This is a genomic window from Facklamia sp. HMSC062C11, from assembly GCF_001810675.1.
Taxonomy (GTDB): Bacteria; Bacillota; Bacilli; order Lactobacillales; family Aerococcaceae; genus Facklamia; species Facklamia hominis.
Window position 1 is genome coordinate 46,391 of record NZ_KV802382.1, and the last position, 15,379, is coordinate 61,769.

Genomic DNA, 15,379 nt, shown 5'->3' on the forward strand with positions numbered 1-15,379 from the left:
AGGACTAGAGACCACAAAAATTTACCCCACCGAGGTTATTCTGCATGTTATCCGGAAAACACTCTCCTAGCCTTTCAAAAAGCTATTGAATACTTGATTGATGGGGTGGAGTAGGACGTTCATTTGACAAAAGATCATCAGCTAGTAGTGATTCATGATGCAACCATCAACCTCATTTCCAATGGAAGGGGATGGGTTAAAGGTCTGACATTCGTTTAATGATGCACTTACCATTATGGTCAGGACTGGCTCCAGACTTAGTGATCACTCCGCGCTTAGAAGCGGTCTTGGCTTTAGTTCAAGGATATGATTTAGTGGACTGTCTATTGATTGCATCATTTAATCATGTTTCGGTTTTATGCTTTAAAGGACTTGTTTGATGATCCAATTGAATAGGACCGTATTTTGTTAACTTTTTAATATAGTTTAAGCATGACAAAAAGCCCTGCTTGATCACTTGATCAAGCAGGGTGATTGTTTTGTTGAGTGGATTACCCCACTGATCCTTCCATTTCATAAGCGATAAGTCGGTTGAGTTCGACGGCATATTCTAAAGGTAATTCTTTAGCAAAGGGTTCTACAAATCCCATGATAATCATCTCGGTAGCCTTAGCTTCAGAGATGCCTCGGCTCATGAGATAGAAGAGCTGTTCTTCAGAAATTCTAGATACTTTGGCCTCATGTTCTAGGCTGACATTGGGGTTATGAACTTCATTAAAAGGAACGGTATCTGATTTGGACTTTTCATCCATGATAATCGTGTCACATTCAACGTGTGACTTGGCGCCATCTGCATTTTTACCGAAGTAGAGCTGCCCCATATAATCGACGCGACCCCCATCTTTAGAGATGGACTTAGAAACGATCGTTGAAGAAGTTTGTGGGGCGTTATGGAAAATTTTAGCGCCAGAGTGTTGGTGTTGATTTTCACCAGCAAAGGCAATTGTTAAGACTGTTCCTCGAGCGCCACGACCGTTGAGAATACAGGCTGGGTATTTCATGGTTTTATAAGATCCTAAGTTACCATCCACCCACTCCAAGGTGCCGCCTTCTTCCACGGTACCACGTTGGGTAACCAAGTTATAGACATTATGAGACCAGTTTTGAATGGTGGTATAGCGGCAAGTGGCATTCTTTTTAACGATAATTTCGATGACGCCGGTGTGCATGGATGTTTCGGAATAAGTGGGAGCTGTACAGCCTTCCACATAGTGGACAGAAGCACCTTCGTCTACAATGATTAGGGTCCGTTCGAATTGGCCAACATTTGGATTGTTTAAGCGGAAGTAGGCCTGAAGTGGCATATCGACCTTAACATTTTTAGGAATGTAGATGAAGGAACCACCAGACCAACAGGCCGAATTTAAAGCTGTCTGGAAGTTCTCGCCCGACTTAACCACCGTAGCAAAGTATTCTTTGAAGAGTTCAGGGTGTTCTTTTAGGGCTGTATCTGTATCCGTAAAGATAATACCTAGTTCATCTACTTGATCCTTCATGCGAGAGTAGACGGTTTCTGATTCATATTGAACAGTGGTTCCCGCTAGAAAGGCACGTTCTGCTTCGGGGACACCTAAGCGTTCAAAAGTTTCTTTGATTTTTTCAGGGACATCATCCCAAGATCTTGCGGGTTTATCATTGGCTCTTAGATAATAAATATAATCGTCAAAGTTAATTTCTGATAAATCAACACCCCATGTTGGGAGCTTTTGGGATTTTTCCTTAAAAAGTTGATAGGCTTCTAGACGGAAATCCAACATCCATTGGGGTTCTTTTTTTTCTTTGGAGATAGCTCGAATGACATCTTCATTTAGACCACGACCAGTGGAGAAGAGAATCTTAGCATCATCTTTAAAGCCATATTCATATTCATTTAATACTGGAACATCGGACATAGACTAGTCCTCCTTTCTCACGATACCATCGCGACTGAGTTTTTCTTGATCGAGATTATCTTTTAAACCATATTCTAAAGCGCGCCAGGATAGAATGGCACATTTATAGCGGGCAGGAAACTGTTTGACTCCTGAAAGAAAGCTAGCTTCTTGTAAGTTGTGATTAAGGGTATCATCATCCTTAATAGCTTCATCAGGCTCGACTTGTCCGCCGACTAATTGATTAAAGTCATGGACTAGTGAGATAGCATCTTGAATGGATTTACCAATTAAGAGATCACACATCATGGAGGCGGAGGCAATCGAGATTGAGCACCCATAACCTTCAAAGGCTAGGTCTTGAATAATTCCTTCTACTACATTAGCTTGAACTTGGATCATGTCCCCGCAAGAGGGATTAAGTAATTCCATGGTATGAGTGGGGTGGTCTAGTTGTCCCTTATGGTGGGGATGGCTAGAATGATCTAAAACCACGGCCCGATATAATTGTTCTAAGCGACTAAGCGCCATAATTAAAAAACTCCTTTACTTTGTGACTCACTTCTATCATACGGTCAACTTCTTCTTTTGTATTATAGGCCATTAGACTTGCTCTTAGGCTGGCAGGAATTTTTAACAGACGCATTAAAGGTTGGGCACAGTGATGGCCTGCTCGAAGTGCAATACCCGCCTGGTCATAAGCTGTAGCAGCATCATGAGGATGGATAGCTTGGATATTAAAAGCGATAATACCATTTTTGGCAAAGGATTGAGGCGTATAGATTTCTAGACCTTCAACTTGAGTAAGCCCTTGATATAGCCTTTGGCCAAGCTCTGCTTCCTGTTGATGTAGGTTCTTGATTCCGATAGCTTGGATCCAATTGATCGCTTCAGCTAATCCGATAATTTGGGCAATTGCCTGGGTGCCTGCTTCGAATTTCCAAGGTGCTTCCTTAAAGCTAGAAATATCGTCTTTGACTTGATAGATCATTTCGCCCCCAAAGCAAACAGGCTGGGCCTGTTCGAGGAGGTCATGGCGGATATAGGTCACTCCTAGACCCATGGGTCCGTACATTTTATGACTAGAAAATGTGTAGGCAGCAACTTGCCATTTAGCAAGGTCTAACTTTTGATGAGCTACTGCTTGAGCGCCATCGACCAAGAAGAGGCAATTGCTTTGTCTTAAAGCCCACTGACTCAGATAAGGAATATCCTGCTCAACTCCTAGCACATTGGAAATATGTTGAGTTACTAGTGCTTTGACCTTAGGATTTTGGTCATAGGGTGCCAAGGATTCCTTGGTGATTTGAAAATTTTCATCCAAATCTAGAAATACGAGCTTGGCACCACTTCGATGACAAACTTCTTGTAAGGGCACCAAGCTTGAATGGTGCTCCAAACGGGTCGTTAGGATAAGGTCACCGGCTTGGAGTCGCGGTTCAATAAGTCCACGAATAACTCGGTTTAAGCTTTCGGTATCCCCGGAAGTAAAGGATATCTCATCAGCTGACCCAGCCCCAATGAAATCGGCAATTTTTTGCCGACTCGTTTCAAAGGCTTCGGTTGTACGAGCCCCGAGACTATGAACGGCTCGGTGGGCGTTGGCCCGTTCGTGTTGATAATAATAGACGATCCGGTCTAAGACAGACTGAGGGGTCTGAGAAGTAGCGGCATTATCAAAGTAAATGAGCTTTTCACCTTGTACTTTTTGGTGGAGAATTGGAAATTCTTGGCGAAGGGCTTGAACATTAAGCTGGGCCATGATGATCCCCCTCTTTGGTTAGGGATTGGAGTTTAATATCTAATTGATCTAAAAGTAACTGGCGGATGGTGGGATCTTTAATTTGACTGACTGACTGCATTAAGAAACCACGAATTACTAGAAACTTGGCTTGAATTAAAGGGATTCCTCGGCTCATTAGGTACCATAGTTGTTCTTGGTCCACTTGAGCAATGGAAGCGGCGTGTCCCGCAGTCACCTCAAATTCATCAATTAATAAGATAGGGTTAGCGTCCCCTCTTGCACCATCCGACAGCATTAAAAGTCGATTTTCTTGTTGAGCATCAGCCAACTTGGCATTCTTATGGATTTTCCCAATTCCGTTCATAGAGAGCCGACCGGATTCAATGGCAGCACCGTATTGTTTAATATGACCGATTGAATGAGCTCCCCAATTATTGATTTTTGAATCGATGACTTGGTGGTTGGAAAGATTAGAAATAGCAGTGATATTGAGATAACTTTCGGCAGCAAGGCCACTTAATTTACAATCAAAATCCTCCAAGGAATTTCCTTCATTAAAAGCACCAATAGTCCAATTTACAATGGCTCTATCCTTAATGAGACTACGACGAGTGAGGATGTTAGAGGCGTGGGACTTCATTTGATCAATAGCTTGGTAGTCCAGCTTGGCTTCCTCTTCAAGGATGACCTCTAAACTGTATGATTGGCTAAAGTCGCTTGGTGTATTATTTATTAGCTTTTCTAAATATGAAAGCTGGCTTCTTTTGCCAAGTACGAGGAGAAGGTATTGATGGGACTGCTTTGAAAAATCCAGGGTCCATTCAAGCTTTTCATGATGGTGATAGCCTTCAGGGACATAGATGAAAAGTCCCTGAGATAAATGGGCGAGATGATAGGCTGATAAGGAGCTATCATCTAAGGGGAGAGCTTGGCCTAAGTAATTAATAAAGAGGTCAGGGTACTTTTCGATAGCTGTTTGAAAATCACAAATGAGAATATCCCCTTGTTTTTGATCGATAGAGGGTATTTCTGGTGTGTTTTCTGGGTTATCAAAAAGTTGCCACTGGTTAAGATTTAGCCGTTCGATTTTGGGTAAAGATAGCTGGGGGTACGTTGAGTAAGCGGCTTGTTTGAGTTCATTAATATGATGAATAGCTTGCATAAAATCACCTATTCTTCGTTTAATCGAATGTTGTTTTCCACGGCTAATTCTTTATAGCCCTTTTGTTCGAGATCAAGTGCTAGATCTGGGCCACCTGACTTAACAATGCGTCCATCCATCATGATATGGACAAAGTCAGGTGTGACATAGTTAAGTAGACGTTGGTAATGAGTGATAATTAAAGCTCCAAATTGCTCGCCTCTTAATGAGTTGATACCCTTGGATACGACTTGCAAGGCATCAATATCTAGCCCAGAGTCGATCTCATCGAGGATGGCAAAGCGTGGTTCAATCATAAGCATTTGTAAAATTTCGTTACGTTTCTTTTCTCCTCCGGAGAACCCTTCATTGACATAACGTTCAGCCATTTCTGGATTCATATCTAATAGGGCCATTTTTTCATCCAATTTTTTTAAAAAATTAAAAATTGAAATCTGATCATCTTCTGAGCGGTGGGCATTCATGGCGGTTCGCATTAGGCTCGCGTTAGAGACTCCGGAGATCTCACTAGGATATTGGACTGCCATAAATAATCCTTGACGGGCTCGTTCGTCAACATCGAGGTCTAGAAGATTGACGCCATCCAGAAGGATTCTTCCTTGGGTTACCTGATAATCAGGATGACCCATAATTGCTTGAGAGAGGGTAGACTTTCCGGTTCCATTGGGTCCCATGATGGCATGCACTTCATTACTTTGAATGGTAAGGTTGACTCCTTTAAGGATGGCTTTATTTTCAATTTCAACATGTAAATCAATAATTTCTAATTTTGACATGAAGTTCTTCCTTTCGTATGCTTTCAGGCTATATTTTAACATAAATTTGCTTGGATTGAAGCGATACGCACCGATTAACTGGCTTTTGGGACTTGCTAAATGGGTTCGCTAAAAACAGGATAATTCGCTATAATAGATTGAAAGAGACTAAAGGAGGATCCTCATGACTTATCAGGCTTTATATCGGGTATGGCGCCCACAAACTTTTGATGAATTAGTGGGACAGACAATGATCGCCCAAACGCTTAAGAATGCTATTTCTCATGATCAGATGAGTCATGCCTATTTGTTTGCGGGACCTCGTGGTACGGGGAAGACTTCTGCAGCTAAGATCTTAGCGAAAGCAGTTAATTGTCCGAATGCAGTTGATGGGAATCCTTGTAATGAGTGTGAGGTCTGTCAGGCGATTACGAGAGGGCAAGTCAGTGATGTGATCGAGATTGATGCGGCTTCTAATAACGGGGTTGATGAGATCCGAGATTTGCGAGATAAGGTTCGCTATGCACCAACGGTTGTTAAAAATAAGGTCTATATTATCGATGAGGTACATATGCTAACAACCGGAGCTTTTAATGCCTTATTGAAGACTTTGGAGGAGCCGCCGAGTCATGTGTTATTTGTTCTGGCAACCACTGAGCCACACAAGATTCCAGCAACGATCTTATCACGAACACAGCGCTTTGATTTTCAACGGATTAAGGATACAGATCTGATTGCCCATATGTCAGAGATTTTAAAGTTTGAGGATCGTTCATATGATGATGAAGCGCTAGCTCTGATTGCTCGATGTGCTAAAGGAGGAATGCGTGATGCCCTTAGCTTATTAGATCAAGCCTTGTCTTTTTCCCAAGAACGACTGGATTTAGAAACAGCCCTCTCAGTGACAGGATCTTTTTCACAGCAACTTTATTGTCAATATATAGAGGCGGTTTTTGCTAAAGAAAGTGGGCAAGCTCTTGCTATATTAGATAAAGCTCTCTCGCAAGGAAAGCAAGCTAATCGATTTATTGAAGATTTGATTCTATTTGTTCGAGATCTTTTATTAAGTCAATTCACTCAGGTTAATTTTAGCTTACTGAACGACCACGAATTAGCGACTATGAATCAAAAAATTCCAGCAGACTTCTATCATTATCTGATTGCTGGCTTAAATCAAGCCCTGGATCAAATGCGCTTCTCCTCCCAAGCAGAAGTTTATGTTGAAGTGATGACCTTACGACTCAGTCGGTCGGATTGGCGGCAGGATTTGATGGCACAATCTATGAGCCATCCCGTTCAAGCGGATTCTTCAGAACTAGCGCAAATGGAAGAGACGTTGGCTGGTCTCCAAGCACAAGTGCAATCGCAACAAAAACTGATTGACCAGCTTCTACAGCAAGAAAGGGTGCCAAGAAAGAGTGAGCCATTACCCGCCCAGGAAGAAAAAACATCAGTGAGGCTTCATCCCCGTCAACGTCCGGGTTTTGCCCAGGAAGCGTATCAGCTTGATTTAAATGCGATCTATCAAGTATTAAATCAGGCAACTTTAGTGGATATTCAAGCTGTTAAGAAAATTTGGCCGAACTTATTAGAGGCTCTTCCTCCTTTAGAACGGGTGAAGTTGGTAAACAGTCAACCCTTAGCGGCGGGACCAGATCATTTGTTGGTCGCACTGGGTCAAGCGGGGCAAGTTCACCTGGTTCAAGCCGATGAGCGTCTTCTATCTTTGCTACAATATGAGCTGACACAATTATTAAATAAAACCATTCAGCTTGTCTGGATTGCAAAAGATGATTGGCAAGGCGTGCGAGCTGACTATAAATTATTATTTGATCGAAATGGTGGTCAACCCGTTCAGCTCAATGTGACAGAAGGTCAATCGGCTAGAGTATTAGAAGAAGACGAAGAGGAGCCCATGGCATCTGCCAATAATTCCTTATTTTCAATTGAATCAGATACCGATAGTGATTCGGCAAATTTAGAAGAGATTTCTCAAGAAGATCCCCTAGTTGATAAGGCTTTAGAGTTATTCGGTCAAGACCATGTTCGCATCTATCCCGACCGCTAATCTGGGGATAAATTATAGTTTTTAGAGGAAATCTATTATATAATGAGATTAAGCACAGTGACATTAATCAGAATCTAAAGGAGTTTTCATATGGTAAACATGAATAATATGATGAAACAAGTGCAAAAAATGCAAAAAGATATGCAAAAGGCTCAAGCTGATTTGGAAGCGAGTGAATTCACTGCCAGTGATCATAATCATTTGGTTGAGGTTACTGTGAACGGGAAGAAACAAGTCTTACGTTTAGAAATTCAACCTGAATTGGTAGATCCGGAGGATCCGGCCATGTTGGAAGATATTTTGATTGCGACACTTAATGAAGCCTTTGTGAAGGTCGATCAGGCGACGGAAGAAAAGATGGGACGGTTTACCCAAGGATTAAACTTACCTTTCTAAGCGATGAGGAGGGAGCTTGACCATGGATTACCCACAACCGATTGCAAAGTTAATCAATAGCTTTACTAAATTACCGGGGATTGGTGCTAAAACTGCAGCGCGGCTAGCCTTTTATATTTTAGAAATGCCTGAAGCAGATGTATCGTTTTTTGCCCAATCTTTGATTAATGTGAAGCGAGATCTATCTTATTGTGATATCTGTGGACTCATTACCGATCAAAATCCTTGCGGAATCTGTCAAGACGAAACGCGAGATCATTCGACCATATTAGTTGTTGAAGATACGCGTGATGTGATGTCGATGGAACGAATGCAAGAATATCATGGGTTATACCATGTCCTGCAAGGGGTGCTTTCACCTATGGAAGGGCTAGGGCCAGAGGAGTTGAACATTGCTTCCTTAATTAAACGCCTACAGGATGAACGTGTTAAAGAAGTGATTGTTGCTACTAATGCGACTGCTGAAGGGGAAGCAACCGCCATGTATTTATCCCGCTTGATCAAGCCTTCGGGAATTAAAGTGACCCGTCTTGCACATGGATTAGCCGTAGGTTCAGATATTGAATATGCCGACGAGATGACCTTATATCGAGCGATTGAAGGTCGACGAGAATTATAGGAGTGGATTTGGTGACTAAGGGGTTTTTTGTAGCGTTTGAAGGGCCGGATGGTTCGGGGAAGACATCGATTATAAATCAGTTAAAAGAAAAACTCGCTGAAAGTTCGATCCCAGTGGCCTATACGCGAGAACCAGGAGGATCTCCAATTGCTGAGCAGATTCGCCAAGTCCTTCTAGCGGTAGAGAACACAGCCATGGATTATCGGGCGGAGGCTTTATTATTAGCGGCTAGTCGTCGTCAACATTTAGTTGAGACGATTTTACCTAATTTGGAGCAAGGGAAGCTAGTTGTGAGTGATCGCTTTGTAATGTCATCGCTAGCCTATCAAGGGATGGCGCGTGGAATAGGGATTGATAAAGTTTGGCAGATAAATCAGTTCGCGATTGAGGATCATCTGCCTGACTTGACCATTTTGATTGATGTACCTGCAGAAGTGGGTTTGGAGCGAATCTATCAAGCAAGAGGAAAGCGGCAATTTGACCGCTTAGACCGTGAGGCCTTGGAATTTCATCAGCGAGTTCGCCAAACATACCTGGACTTAGCCAAAAATTGGCCAAGAATCGTGGTTCTTGATGGTCAGGAAAGCGTTGAGGCGATTAGTCAAAAATGTTATCGTATTTTGTGTCAGCAGGGAATTATTAGTCATAAGGAGGAACAAATATGAAATTATTAGTAGCCATTGTGCAAGACCAAGACCAACAGATTCTAGGAAAAGCTTTTCTAGAGAATAATATTCGCGCCACTAAATTATCTTCGACGGGTGGTTTTTTGAGATCAGGTAATACAACTTTCTTGATTGGGATTGAGGATGAACGTATCGATGAGGTTTTGGAGATTATTAAGCAATCTTGTCAATCTCGTGAGCAATTTGTTTCGTCGCCAATTCATCTAGATATGAACTTAGAAGTAACTAATACTTATCCACTCAAGGTAGATGTTGGTGGAGCAATTGTTTTTGTGCTTCCAATTGACTCTTTCCATCATTTTTAATCAATCCTTAAAAGGTTGGATTCTATATGAAATTAGCGTTAGCTAAGCAGTATTTTCGAGGGTTAATTAAGCAGAATCATTTATCTCATGCTTATCTTTTGACAGGTGAAGGGCATCAGACGAAGGTTAAATTAACTCAGGCAATTATTCAAGATCTGGCTTGTCCCAATAAAGATGAATCCGGACAAGCCTGTTTGTCGTGTTCAATCTGCCAAAAGGTCGAACGTGGGCAATTTGTGGATCATTATGTGGTTAAACCAGATGGAAGGTCAATTAAAGTAGAACAAATAAGACAGCTTAAGCATTGGTTGACAACGAGTCCAATGGAGGCCAATTTTAAAATCGCTAGTATTGAACAAGCGGATTTGCTTTCCACCTCGGCTGCGAATGCACTTTTACTTTTTTTAGAAGAGCCAGGAGAGAACGTGTACCTCTTTTTGTTGGCAAATCAGTCCGATGAATTATTGCCAACCATTCGATCCAGAACGCAAGAGCTTAGAGTGGATCCTATCTCAATGGAAGAGATTGTTCAACAAATGGTATCTCAAGGGCTTTCTAAGGAACACGCTGTATTAATGACTTGCTTTTCGGCGGCTAATCGTCATCTATTGTTAGCAGATTATCAGGAGGAGACGTTTAGTCGATATATTCAAGCTTTAGATCAATTTTTGACTTATTTATTAGCAGGTAAGCCTCGAGCCTTTGTCTGGGTTCAGCAAGGGTTGAAGGAGTTTTTGAATTTTAAGTTTGCAGTTTGTGGTGTGGATTACCTGATGGCGGTAGCTGGTGCTTTGTTATTGGATTCCTATCTTGATAAGACAGACTATTTGAAAGGCCATTTTCAAAGTCGATGGGAAGAATTTAAGCAAATTGATGAAAAAAAAGTTTTTGACTTTGAACAATCTCTGTTAAAATGTAAAGAGTTTTTAATGGCCAATGTGACGCCGCAGTTAGCCTATGAGCAATTAGCACTAGATAATCAGATAAAGAAGTCATAAAAAGGAGGGTTGCCTATGTCAAATCAATCTTTGGAAATGCTGGTTCAAAAAATGGAAGATCAAATGAAAGCAGTAAACCAAACGGTATTTGAATTGAAGCAAGAGGTTAATCGGTTGACATTAGAGAATAACCGGCTTCGGATGCAACAATATGACGCTGTCGAGCAGATGACCTTATCTCAAGTTTTGACGGGAGAAGATACTTATGAATCGCAAGATCAGATTCAAGAAAGCGATCCGCTGAGTCCATCAAGAGCTCCCTCGGGTCGTCAACGTCTTCAGACATTTTATGATGAAGGGGTTCATATTTGTCATCATTATTTTGGTAAGAAACGTGATTTGCGTGAGGAGTGTATTTTTTGCCAAGATATTCTAGATTCTTTAGGAGATCAGCAAAATGACAAGTAGTACTTTGATGCCTGCTTTATCCCCAGAACAAGCTGCTTTGGTTCGTGGGAATGAGCGGGTTGATTATATTTTAAGGGAACAGCGCTATATCATTCAAAACCCTGATTATTTTCCTTTTTCGATGGATGCTGTGCTTTTAGCTGATTTTGCTCCTTTGAATAAGAGGATTCATCGAATTATGGATTTTTGTAGTGGGGGCGGCATTATTCCCTTATTGATTTCGGCTAAGACTCAAGCGGAGATTAAGGCCATTGAGATTCAAGAACCCATCGCAGAAATGGCAAGACGATCAGTTCAATTAAACGGATTGGATGAACAAATTCAAATCATAACGGGAGATATTCGTCAATTAATGAAACCGATCAAGGAATTTGACCTGATCACCTGTAACCCGCCCTACTTTAAGTTGGATTCTTCTCACCGCCTTCATAAAAATAACTGTCATGCGATTGCCCGACATGAGATTCAGTTGACCTTAGAGGAATGGGTAGAAAAGGCAGCACTTCTTCTGAAGGATAAAGGGAAACTAGTGATCGTTTATCGTCCAAATCGAATGGATGATTTACTAGAAGCTTTGTTAGCGCATCACTTTGCTGTGAACCGCTTAAAATTTATTTATCCCAAGCCAGACCAACGAGCGAATGGGGTACTTGTTGAGGCGATTTATCGCGGTGGGCGCCAAGGGATAAAGGTAGAGCCACCGATCATAGTCCACCAACTAGATAACAGCTATAGCCCACAGATGGAGCGGATCTATTATGGATAGATTGAGAGAAGATGGTTTTTATTTTTATGTGCTTTACTGCAGTGATCAAACCCTTTATGGAGGGTACACGGTAAATTTAGCCCAACGCATTGCCTGCCATAATCAGGGTAAGGGTGCTAAGTATACTCGCCCTTCTACAAGGCGGCCTGTGCGCTTAATCTATTGTGAAAAATGGTCTAGCAAGTCTTTGGCTATGTCAGCAGAGTATCATTTTAAGCAATTGACGAGGCCGCAGAAAGAACGTTATTTAAAAGAACAAGGTCTGGCTAATTTAGGGGATTCGTCCTATGTGATGCGAGATTTCTCTCTAGAAAAAACTGATGACCAAGCGTAAATGAAAGGAGGAGTTGTATGCAGGTTCAAAAGAGTTTTCAGAATCAACATTCATGCCTTTATTTAGTGCCGACACCGATTGGGAATCTCAAGGATATGACCTACCGAGCGGTGGAAGTTCTTAAAGAGGTCGATTTGATTCTAGCTGAGGATACAAGGCACAGTCACTATTTGTTGTCCTACTATCAGATAGAAACGCCTGTCCAATCCTTTCATGAACATTCTAGTCAAGAAAAAGTCGCTGCCTATGTCGAACAAATTAAATCGGGTCAAACCTTGGCCTTGATTTCTGATGCTGGCATGCCTTTGATTAATGACCCCGGCCATCCCTTGGTACAAGCTTTATTAGAACAAGGGCTTCAGGTGATTGCGCTGCCAGGGGCTAATGCGGCCTTAACCGCTTTAGTGGCATCCGGTTTACCTGCTAATCAGTTCACTTATTATGGTTTTTTCCCACGCAAAAAGTCGGATCAACTTCAATTGTTGCAGGATCTTAGGGGAAAGAAGCAGAGTTTGATTTTTTATGAATCTCCCTATCGGCTTAAGACGACACTAAAAATAATGGCCAGTCAGTGGTCATCAGATACGGCGATTGTCATTGGACGGGAACTCACTAAGCAGTTTGAGGAATATTTAAGAGGGAGTCTTAGTGAAGTTCAAGCCTATGTTGCTGATCAGACCATTAAAGGTGAAATAGTCTTGATGGTCCACTTAGAAGAGGAGCGAATTTGCCAAGCGGAAGAACTTGGCTCAGAAGATTATAAAATGAAGGTTCAAGCATTAATGGTAGAAAAAGATTTATCTGCTAAAGCAGCTATTAAAGAAGTTGCAAACCAATATCAAGTGGATAAGCGAAGGGTTTATGCGGCCTATCATGAATTAGAATGAGGATGTAAAGGTGGAATGATTGTGAGTCAACGATGCGAATGGGTTCAAGGTAAACCGGCGTATTACATATCTTATCATGATCAAGTTTGGGGTAAGCCAGAGCATCGAGATCGCTATTTGTTCAAATATTTGCTAATGGAGACTTTTCATACAGGCTTATCCTGGCAGCTCGTTTTATCGAAAGAAGCTGAGTTTGAAAAGGCATTTGATGGTTTTGATTATCGGGTGATTGCCCACTATCAATCAGATAAAGTAGCGTCTTTATTAATGAATCGAGGGATTATTCGTCATCGAGGTAAGATTGAAGCTAGTATAAAAAATGCTCAGGCCTTCCTGCAAGTGCAAGCGGATTATGGTTCTTTTGATCACTTTATTTGGTCCTTTACACAAGGCCAAGTGGTCGAGCGTCAATCTGGAGAGGCGCTGGCAAAATGGTCTGACTTGAGTGATCAGGTAACCAAGGTTTTGAAGACGTATGGTTTTAAATATATCGGATCAGTCACTATTTATTCCTATCTTCAAGCAATTGGAGTGATCAATGACCATGACTTGAATTGTTCGTTTAGATAGCAAGAATGGGTATTTTAGAGGAGAAAATAGAAGGAGATAAAAAGGTGGAAAAGGAATCAATCTATGGGTTAACTCGTGAACAATTGGGAGCACAATTTTTAGAGTGGGGAGAAAAGAAATTTCGGGCCGATCAGGTCTGGCAATGGCTTTATCGCAAACGAGTTTCTTCCTTCCAAGAGATGACAAATTTATCAGATGCGCTTAGACAGCGGATGGAGGAACATTTTACTTTTAGCCCACTCAAAGAGGTAGTGGTGCAACGAGCTGAAGATAAAACAACGAAGTTTTTATTCCAGTTAGAAGATGATTCGATGATCGAAACCGTTTTGATGTACCATAATTATGGCCTATCTGTTTGTGTAACGACTCAATTAGGCTGTAATATCGGTTGTAAGTTTTGTGCGTCGGGTCTTTTACCCAAGCAAAGAGACTTAACAACGGGTGAGATTACCGCCCAAATTATGTATATCCAACGTTACTTAGATCAACGAGGAGAAGGCGAGAAGGTTAGTCATATTGTCGTTATGGGAATTGGAGAGCCTTTTGACAATTACGAGAATGTGATGCGGTTTATACGAATCGTAAATGATGATAAAGGTTTAGCGATTGGGGCACGTCATATGACGGTATCGACCTCCGGTTTGGCACCTAAAATTCGTGAGTTTGCACGAGAGGGTATTCAGGTGAACCTAGCTGTATCACTCCATGCATCGAATAATGATGTGCGGTCTTCCATGATGCGGATTAATCGTAAGTATCCTATGGAAGAACTTTTTGACGCCATTTATGAATATACGCGTTTGACTAATCGACGGGTCACTTTTGAACATATTATGATTGATGGAGTGAATGACAGTCCGGACAATGCTCAAGAATTGGCTGATCTTTTGCAACCGATGAGAAAGCTCGCCTATGTCAACTTGATTCCTTATAATCCTGTTCCTGAAAATCCCTACCGTCGATCTAAACCGGAAGCAATCACCCAATTTTTTGATATCTTGATGCAAAATAATATCAACTGTGTAGTTCGTAAAGAATTTGGGACAGAGATCGAAGCTGCTTGTGGTCAACTTCGAAGCCAATATGAGCGCAAACGACGTCAGCGGGTTAGTGGATAATATTGACTAGATATAGAAAATTTTAATTAATTAAAAACATCGCTTTTTGTATAGTGGAAACTCCTATGACAGAAACCGATGTTTGTTTTATGAACCTTATTAGATGGCTATCATTGATGAGGTGTTGTCTGGTTTAGATCAAACGTTTATTCAACTGTCGTCGATGTTCAGCATTTTCTTGGTGCAGAACATTCGGCCTGTTAAAATACAGAGTAATCCATCTATAAATAACAAACGGGTAAGTAGAGTTGTTTCAATACCTACTTACCCGTTTATTTTGTTATCTTTTTTTCAATTCGCCTAAGATTTCTTGTAGCAATTCAGTTTCGCTAGGGCCTTCAGGTTCAGGATCCGGTGAAACAATCTTCTTATGTTGAACTCTTTCTAAAGCTTTAAGCGTTAAATAAAGGAAAAGAGCAATTAAGATGAAGTCAATAATGGCTTGTAAAAACTGGCCATATTGTAATGTCGTATTTCCAATATTAAAAGCAAGTCCTGTCACATCTGCTTGTCCTGTGATGGCTACGATCAAAGGCATGAAAATATTATCGACTAAGGAGCCCACGATTTTGGTAAATGCTGATCCCATAATGATCCCAGTTGCCATAGTAATAATATTATCATTAGCGATAAACGCTTTAAATTCCTTCCACATACAAATACCTCCTATATTCAATATCTTAAATATAGGC

General features: G+C 41.3%; 19 protein-coding genes and 1 pseudogene. 14 read left to right on the forward strand and 6 right to left on the reverse strand.

All coding sequences use genetic code 11. The annotated features are described in order from the left end of the window. Window positions 1-39: 39 nt before the first annotated feature. Both HMPREF2758_RS09080 and HMPREF2758_RS08900 read left to right on the forward strand, forming a co-directional pair. Window positions 40-219 (forward strand): annotated as a pseudogene (locus HMPREF2758_RS09080) (glycerophosphodiester phosphodiesterase family protein); the annotation flags it as partial. Then, window positions 219-380, forward strand: coding sequence for a hypothetical protein (locus HMPREF2758_RS08900; protein WP_155949074.1), 162 nt, complete (start codon window positions 219-221; stop codon window positions 378-380). The pseudogene HMPREF2758_RS09080 and the gene HMPREF2758_RS08900, both read left to right, overlap by 1 nt. A gap of 111 nt (window positions 381-491) precedes the next feature. Here the strand turns inward: HMPREF2758_RS08900 and sufB are convergent, their stop codons facing one another. From sufB to sufC, 5 genes are read right to left on the reverse strand one after another with little or no spacing between them, the layout of a single operon-like run. Next, window positions 492-1,892 carry a Fe-S cluster assembly protein SufB gene (gene sufB / locus HMPREF2758_RS01845; protein ID WP_070608821.1) on the reverse strand — a complete coding sequence of 467 codons (1,401 nt, stop codon included), beginning with the start codon at window positions 1,890-1,892 and terminating at the stop codon, window positions 492-494. A 3-nt stretch (window positions 1,893-1,895) separates the two neighbouring features. Then, window positions 1,896-2,402 (reverse strand): Fe-S cluster assembly sulfur transfer protein SufU, encoded by a 507-nt coding sequence (sufU, locus tag HMPREF2758_RS01850; RefSeq protein ID WP_070608823.1) that lies wholly within the window; start codon window positions 2,400-2,402, stop codon window positions 1,896-1,898. Continuing rightward, a complete protein-coding gene (locus HMPREF2758_RS01855) occupies window positions 2,392-3,633 on the reverse strand; it encodes an aminotransferase class V-fold PLP-dependent enzyme (protein WP_070608825.1) in 1,242 nt (413 codons plus the stop codon). The genes sufU and HMPREF2758_RS01855 overlap by 11 nt, the downstream gene beginning before the upstream one ends. Then, window positions 3,620-4,777, reverse strand: a complete 1,158-nt coding sequence (locus HMPREF2758_RS01860) for a SufB/SufD family protein (RefSeq protein WP_070608827.1) — start codon at window positions 4,775-4,777, stop codon at window positions 3,620-3,622. The genes HMPREF2758_RS01855 and HMPREF2758_RS01860 overlap by 14 nt, the downstream gene beginning before the upstream one ends. Before the next feature lie 8 nt (window positions 4,778-4,785). Next, a complete protein-coding gene (gene sufC, locus HMPREF2758_RS01865) occupies window positions 4,786-5,553 on the reverse strand; it encodes a Fe-S cluster assembly ATPase SufC (RefSeq protein WP_070608829.1) in 768 nt (255 codons plus the stop codon). A gap of 163 nt (window positions 5,554-5,716) precedes the next feature. Between sufC and dnaX the strand changes: the two genes are divergently transcribed. The 12 genes from dnaX to rlmN all read left to right on the forward strand — a co-directional run bounded on the left by dnaX (window position 5,717) and on the right by rlmN (window position 14,687). Further along, window positions 5,717-7,600 (forward strand): DNA polymerase III subunit gamma/tau, encoded by a 1,884-nt coding sequence (gene dnaX / locus HMPREF2758_RS01870; protein WP_070608831.1) that lies wholly within the window; start codon window positions 5,717-5,719, stop codon window positions 7,598-7,600. 90 nt (window positions 7,601-7,690) lie between these two features. Beyond that, window positions 7,691-7,996: a YbaB/EbfC family nucleoid-associated protein gene (locus HMPREF2758_RS01875; protein WP_006908294.1), complete on the forward strand. Its 306-nt coding sequence runs from the start codon at window positions 7,691-7,693 to the stop codon at window positions 7,994-7,996. Between the two features lie 22 nt (window positions 7,997-8,018). After that, window positions 8,019-8,615: a recombination mediator RecR gene (gene recR, locus HMPREF2758_RS01880; RefSeq protein ID WP_070608834.1), complete on the forward strand. Its 597-nt coding sequence runs from the start codon at window positions 8,019-8,021 to the stop codon at window positions 8,613-8,615. Between the two features lie 11 nt (window positions 8,616-8,626). Next, window positions 8,627-9,280: a dTMP kinase gene (gene tmk, locus HMPREF2758_RS01885; RefSeq protein ID WP_070608836.1), complete on the forward strand. Its 654-nt coding sequence runs from the start codon at window positions 8,627-8,629 to the stop codon at window positions 9,278-9,280. After that, complete coding sequence (locus HMPREF2758_RS01890; RefSeq protein WP_006908291.1) at window positions 9,277-9,606, forward strand: cyclic-di-AMP receptor; 330 nt, start codon at window positions 9,277-9,279, stop codon at window positions 9,604-9,606. The genes tmk and HMPREF2758_RS01890 overlap by 4 nt, the downstream gene beginning before the upstream one ends. A 26-nt stretch (window positions 9,607-9,632) precedes the next feature. Continuing rightward, window positions 9,633-10,604 carry a DNA polymerase III subunit delta' gene (locus HMPREF2758_RS01895; protein WP_070608838.1) on the forward strand — a complete coding sequence of 324 codons (972 nt, stop codon included), beginning with the start codon at window positions 9,633-9,635 and terminating at the stop codon, window positions 10,602-10,604. A 15-nt stretch (window positions 10,605-10,619) separates the two neighbouring features. Next, window positions 10,620-11,012 carry an initiation control protein YabA gene (locus HMPREF2758_RS01900; protein WP_006908289.1) on the forward strand — a complete coding sequence of 131 codons (393 nt, stop codon included), beginning with the start codon at window positions 10,620-10,622 and terminating at the stop codon, window positions 11,010-11,012. Beyond that, window positions 11,002-11,778, forward strand: coding sequence for a tRNA1(Val) (adenine(37)-N6)-methyltransferase (locus HMPREF2758_RS01905; protein ID WP_070608840.1), 777 nt, complete (start codon window positions 11,002-11,004; stop codon window positions 11,776-11,778). Before HMPREF2758_RS01900 ends, HMPREF2758_RS01905 begins: the two co-directional genes overlap by 11 nt. Continuing rightward, window positions 11,771-12,112 carry a GIY-YIG nuclease family protein gene (locus tag HMPREF2758_RS01910; RefSeq protein WP_070608842.1) on the forward strand — a complete coding sequence of 114 codons (342 nt, stop codon included), beginning with the start codon at window positions 11,771-11,773 and terminating at the stop codon, window positions 12,110-12,112. Before HMPREF2758_RS01905 ends, HMPREF2758_RS01910 begins: the two co-directional genes overlap by 8 nt. A 17-nt stretch (window positions 12,113-12,129) precedes the next feature. Continuing rightward, window positions 12,130-12,999, forward strand: a complete 870-nt coding sequence (gene rsmI, locus HMPREF2758_RS01915) for a 16S rRNA (cytidine(1402)-2'-O)-methyltransferase (protein ID WP_070608844.1) — start codon at window positions 12,130-12,132, stop codon at window positions 12,997-12,999. A gap of 15 nt (window positions 13,000-13,014) precedes the next feature. Further along, window positions 13,015-13,569 (forward strand): DNA-3-methyladenine glycosylase I, encoded by a 555-nt coding sequence (locus HMPREF2758_RS01920; protein ID WP_246823155.1) that lies wholly within the window; start codon window positions 13,015-13,017, stop codon window positions 13,567-13,569. A gap of 5 nt (window positions 13,570-13,574) precedes the next feature. Further along, window positions 13,575-14,687, forward strand: coding sequence for a dual-specificity RNA methyltransferase RlmN (rlmN, locus tag HMPREF2758_RS01925; RefSeq protein WP_051009494.1), 1,113 nt, complete (start codon window positions 13,575-13,577; stop codon window positions 14,685-14,687). Between the two features lie 280 nt (window positions 14,688-14,967). Here rlmN and mscL read toward each other — a convergent pair whose 3' ends face one another. Next, a complete protein-coding gene (gene mscL, locus HMPREF2758_RS01930) occupies window positions 14,968-15,342 on the reverse strand; it encodes a large conductance mechanosensitive channel protein MscL (RefSeq protein ID WP_070608846.1) in 375 nt (124 codons plus the stop codon). Window positions 15,343-15,379: the final 37 nt, after the last annotated feature.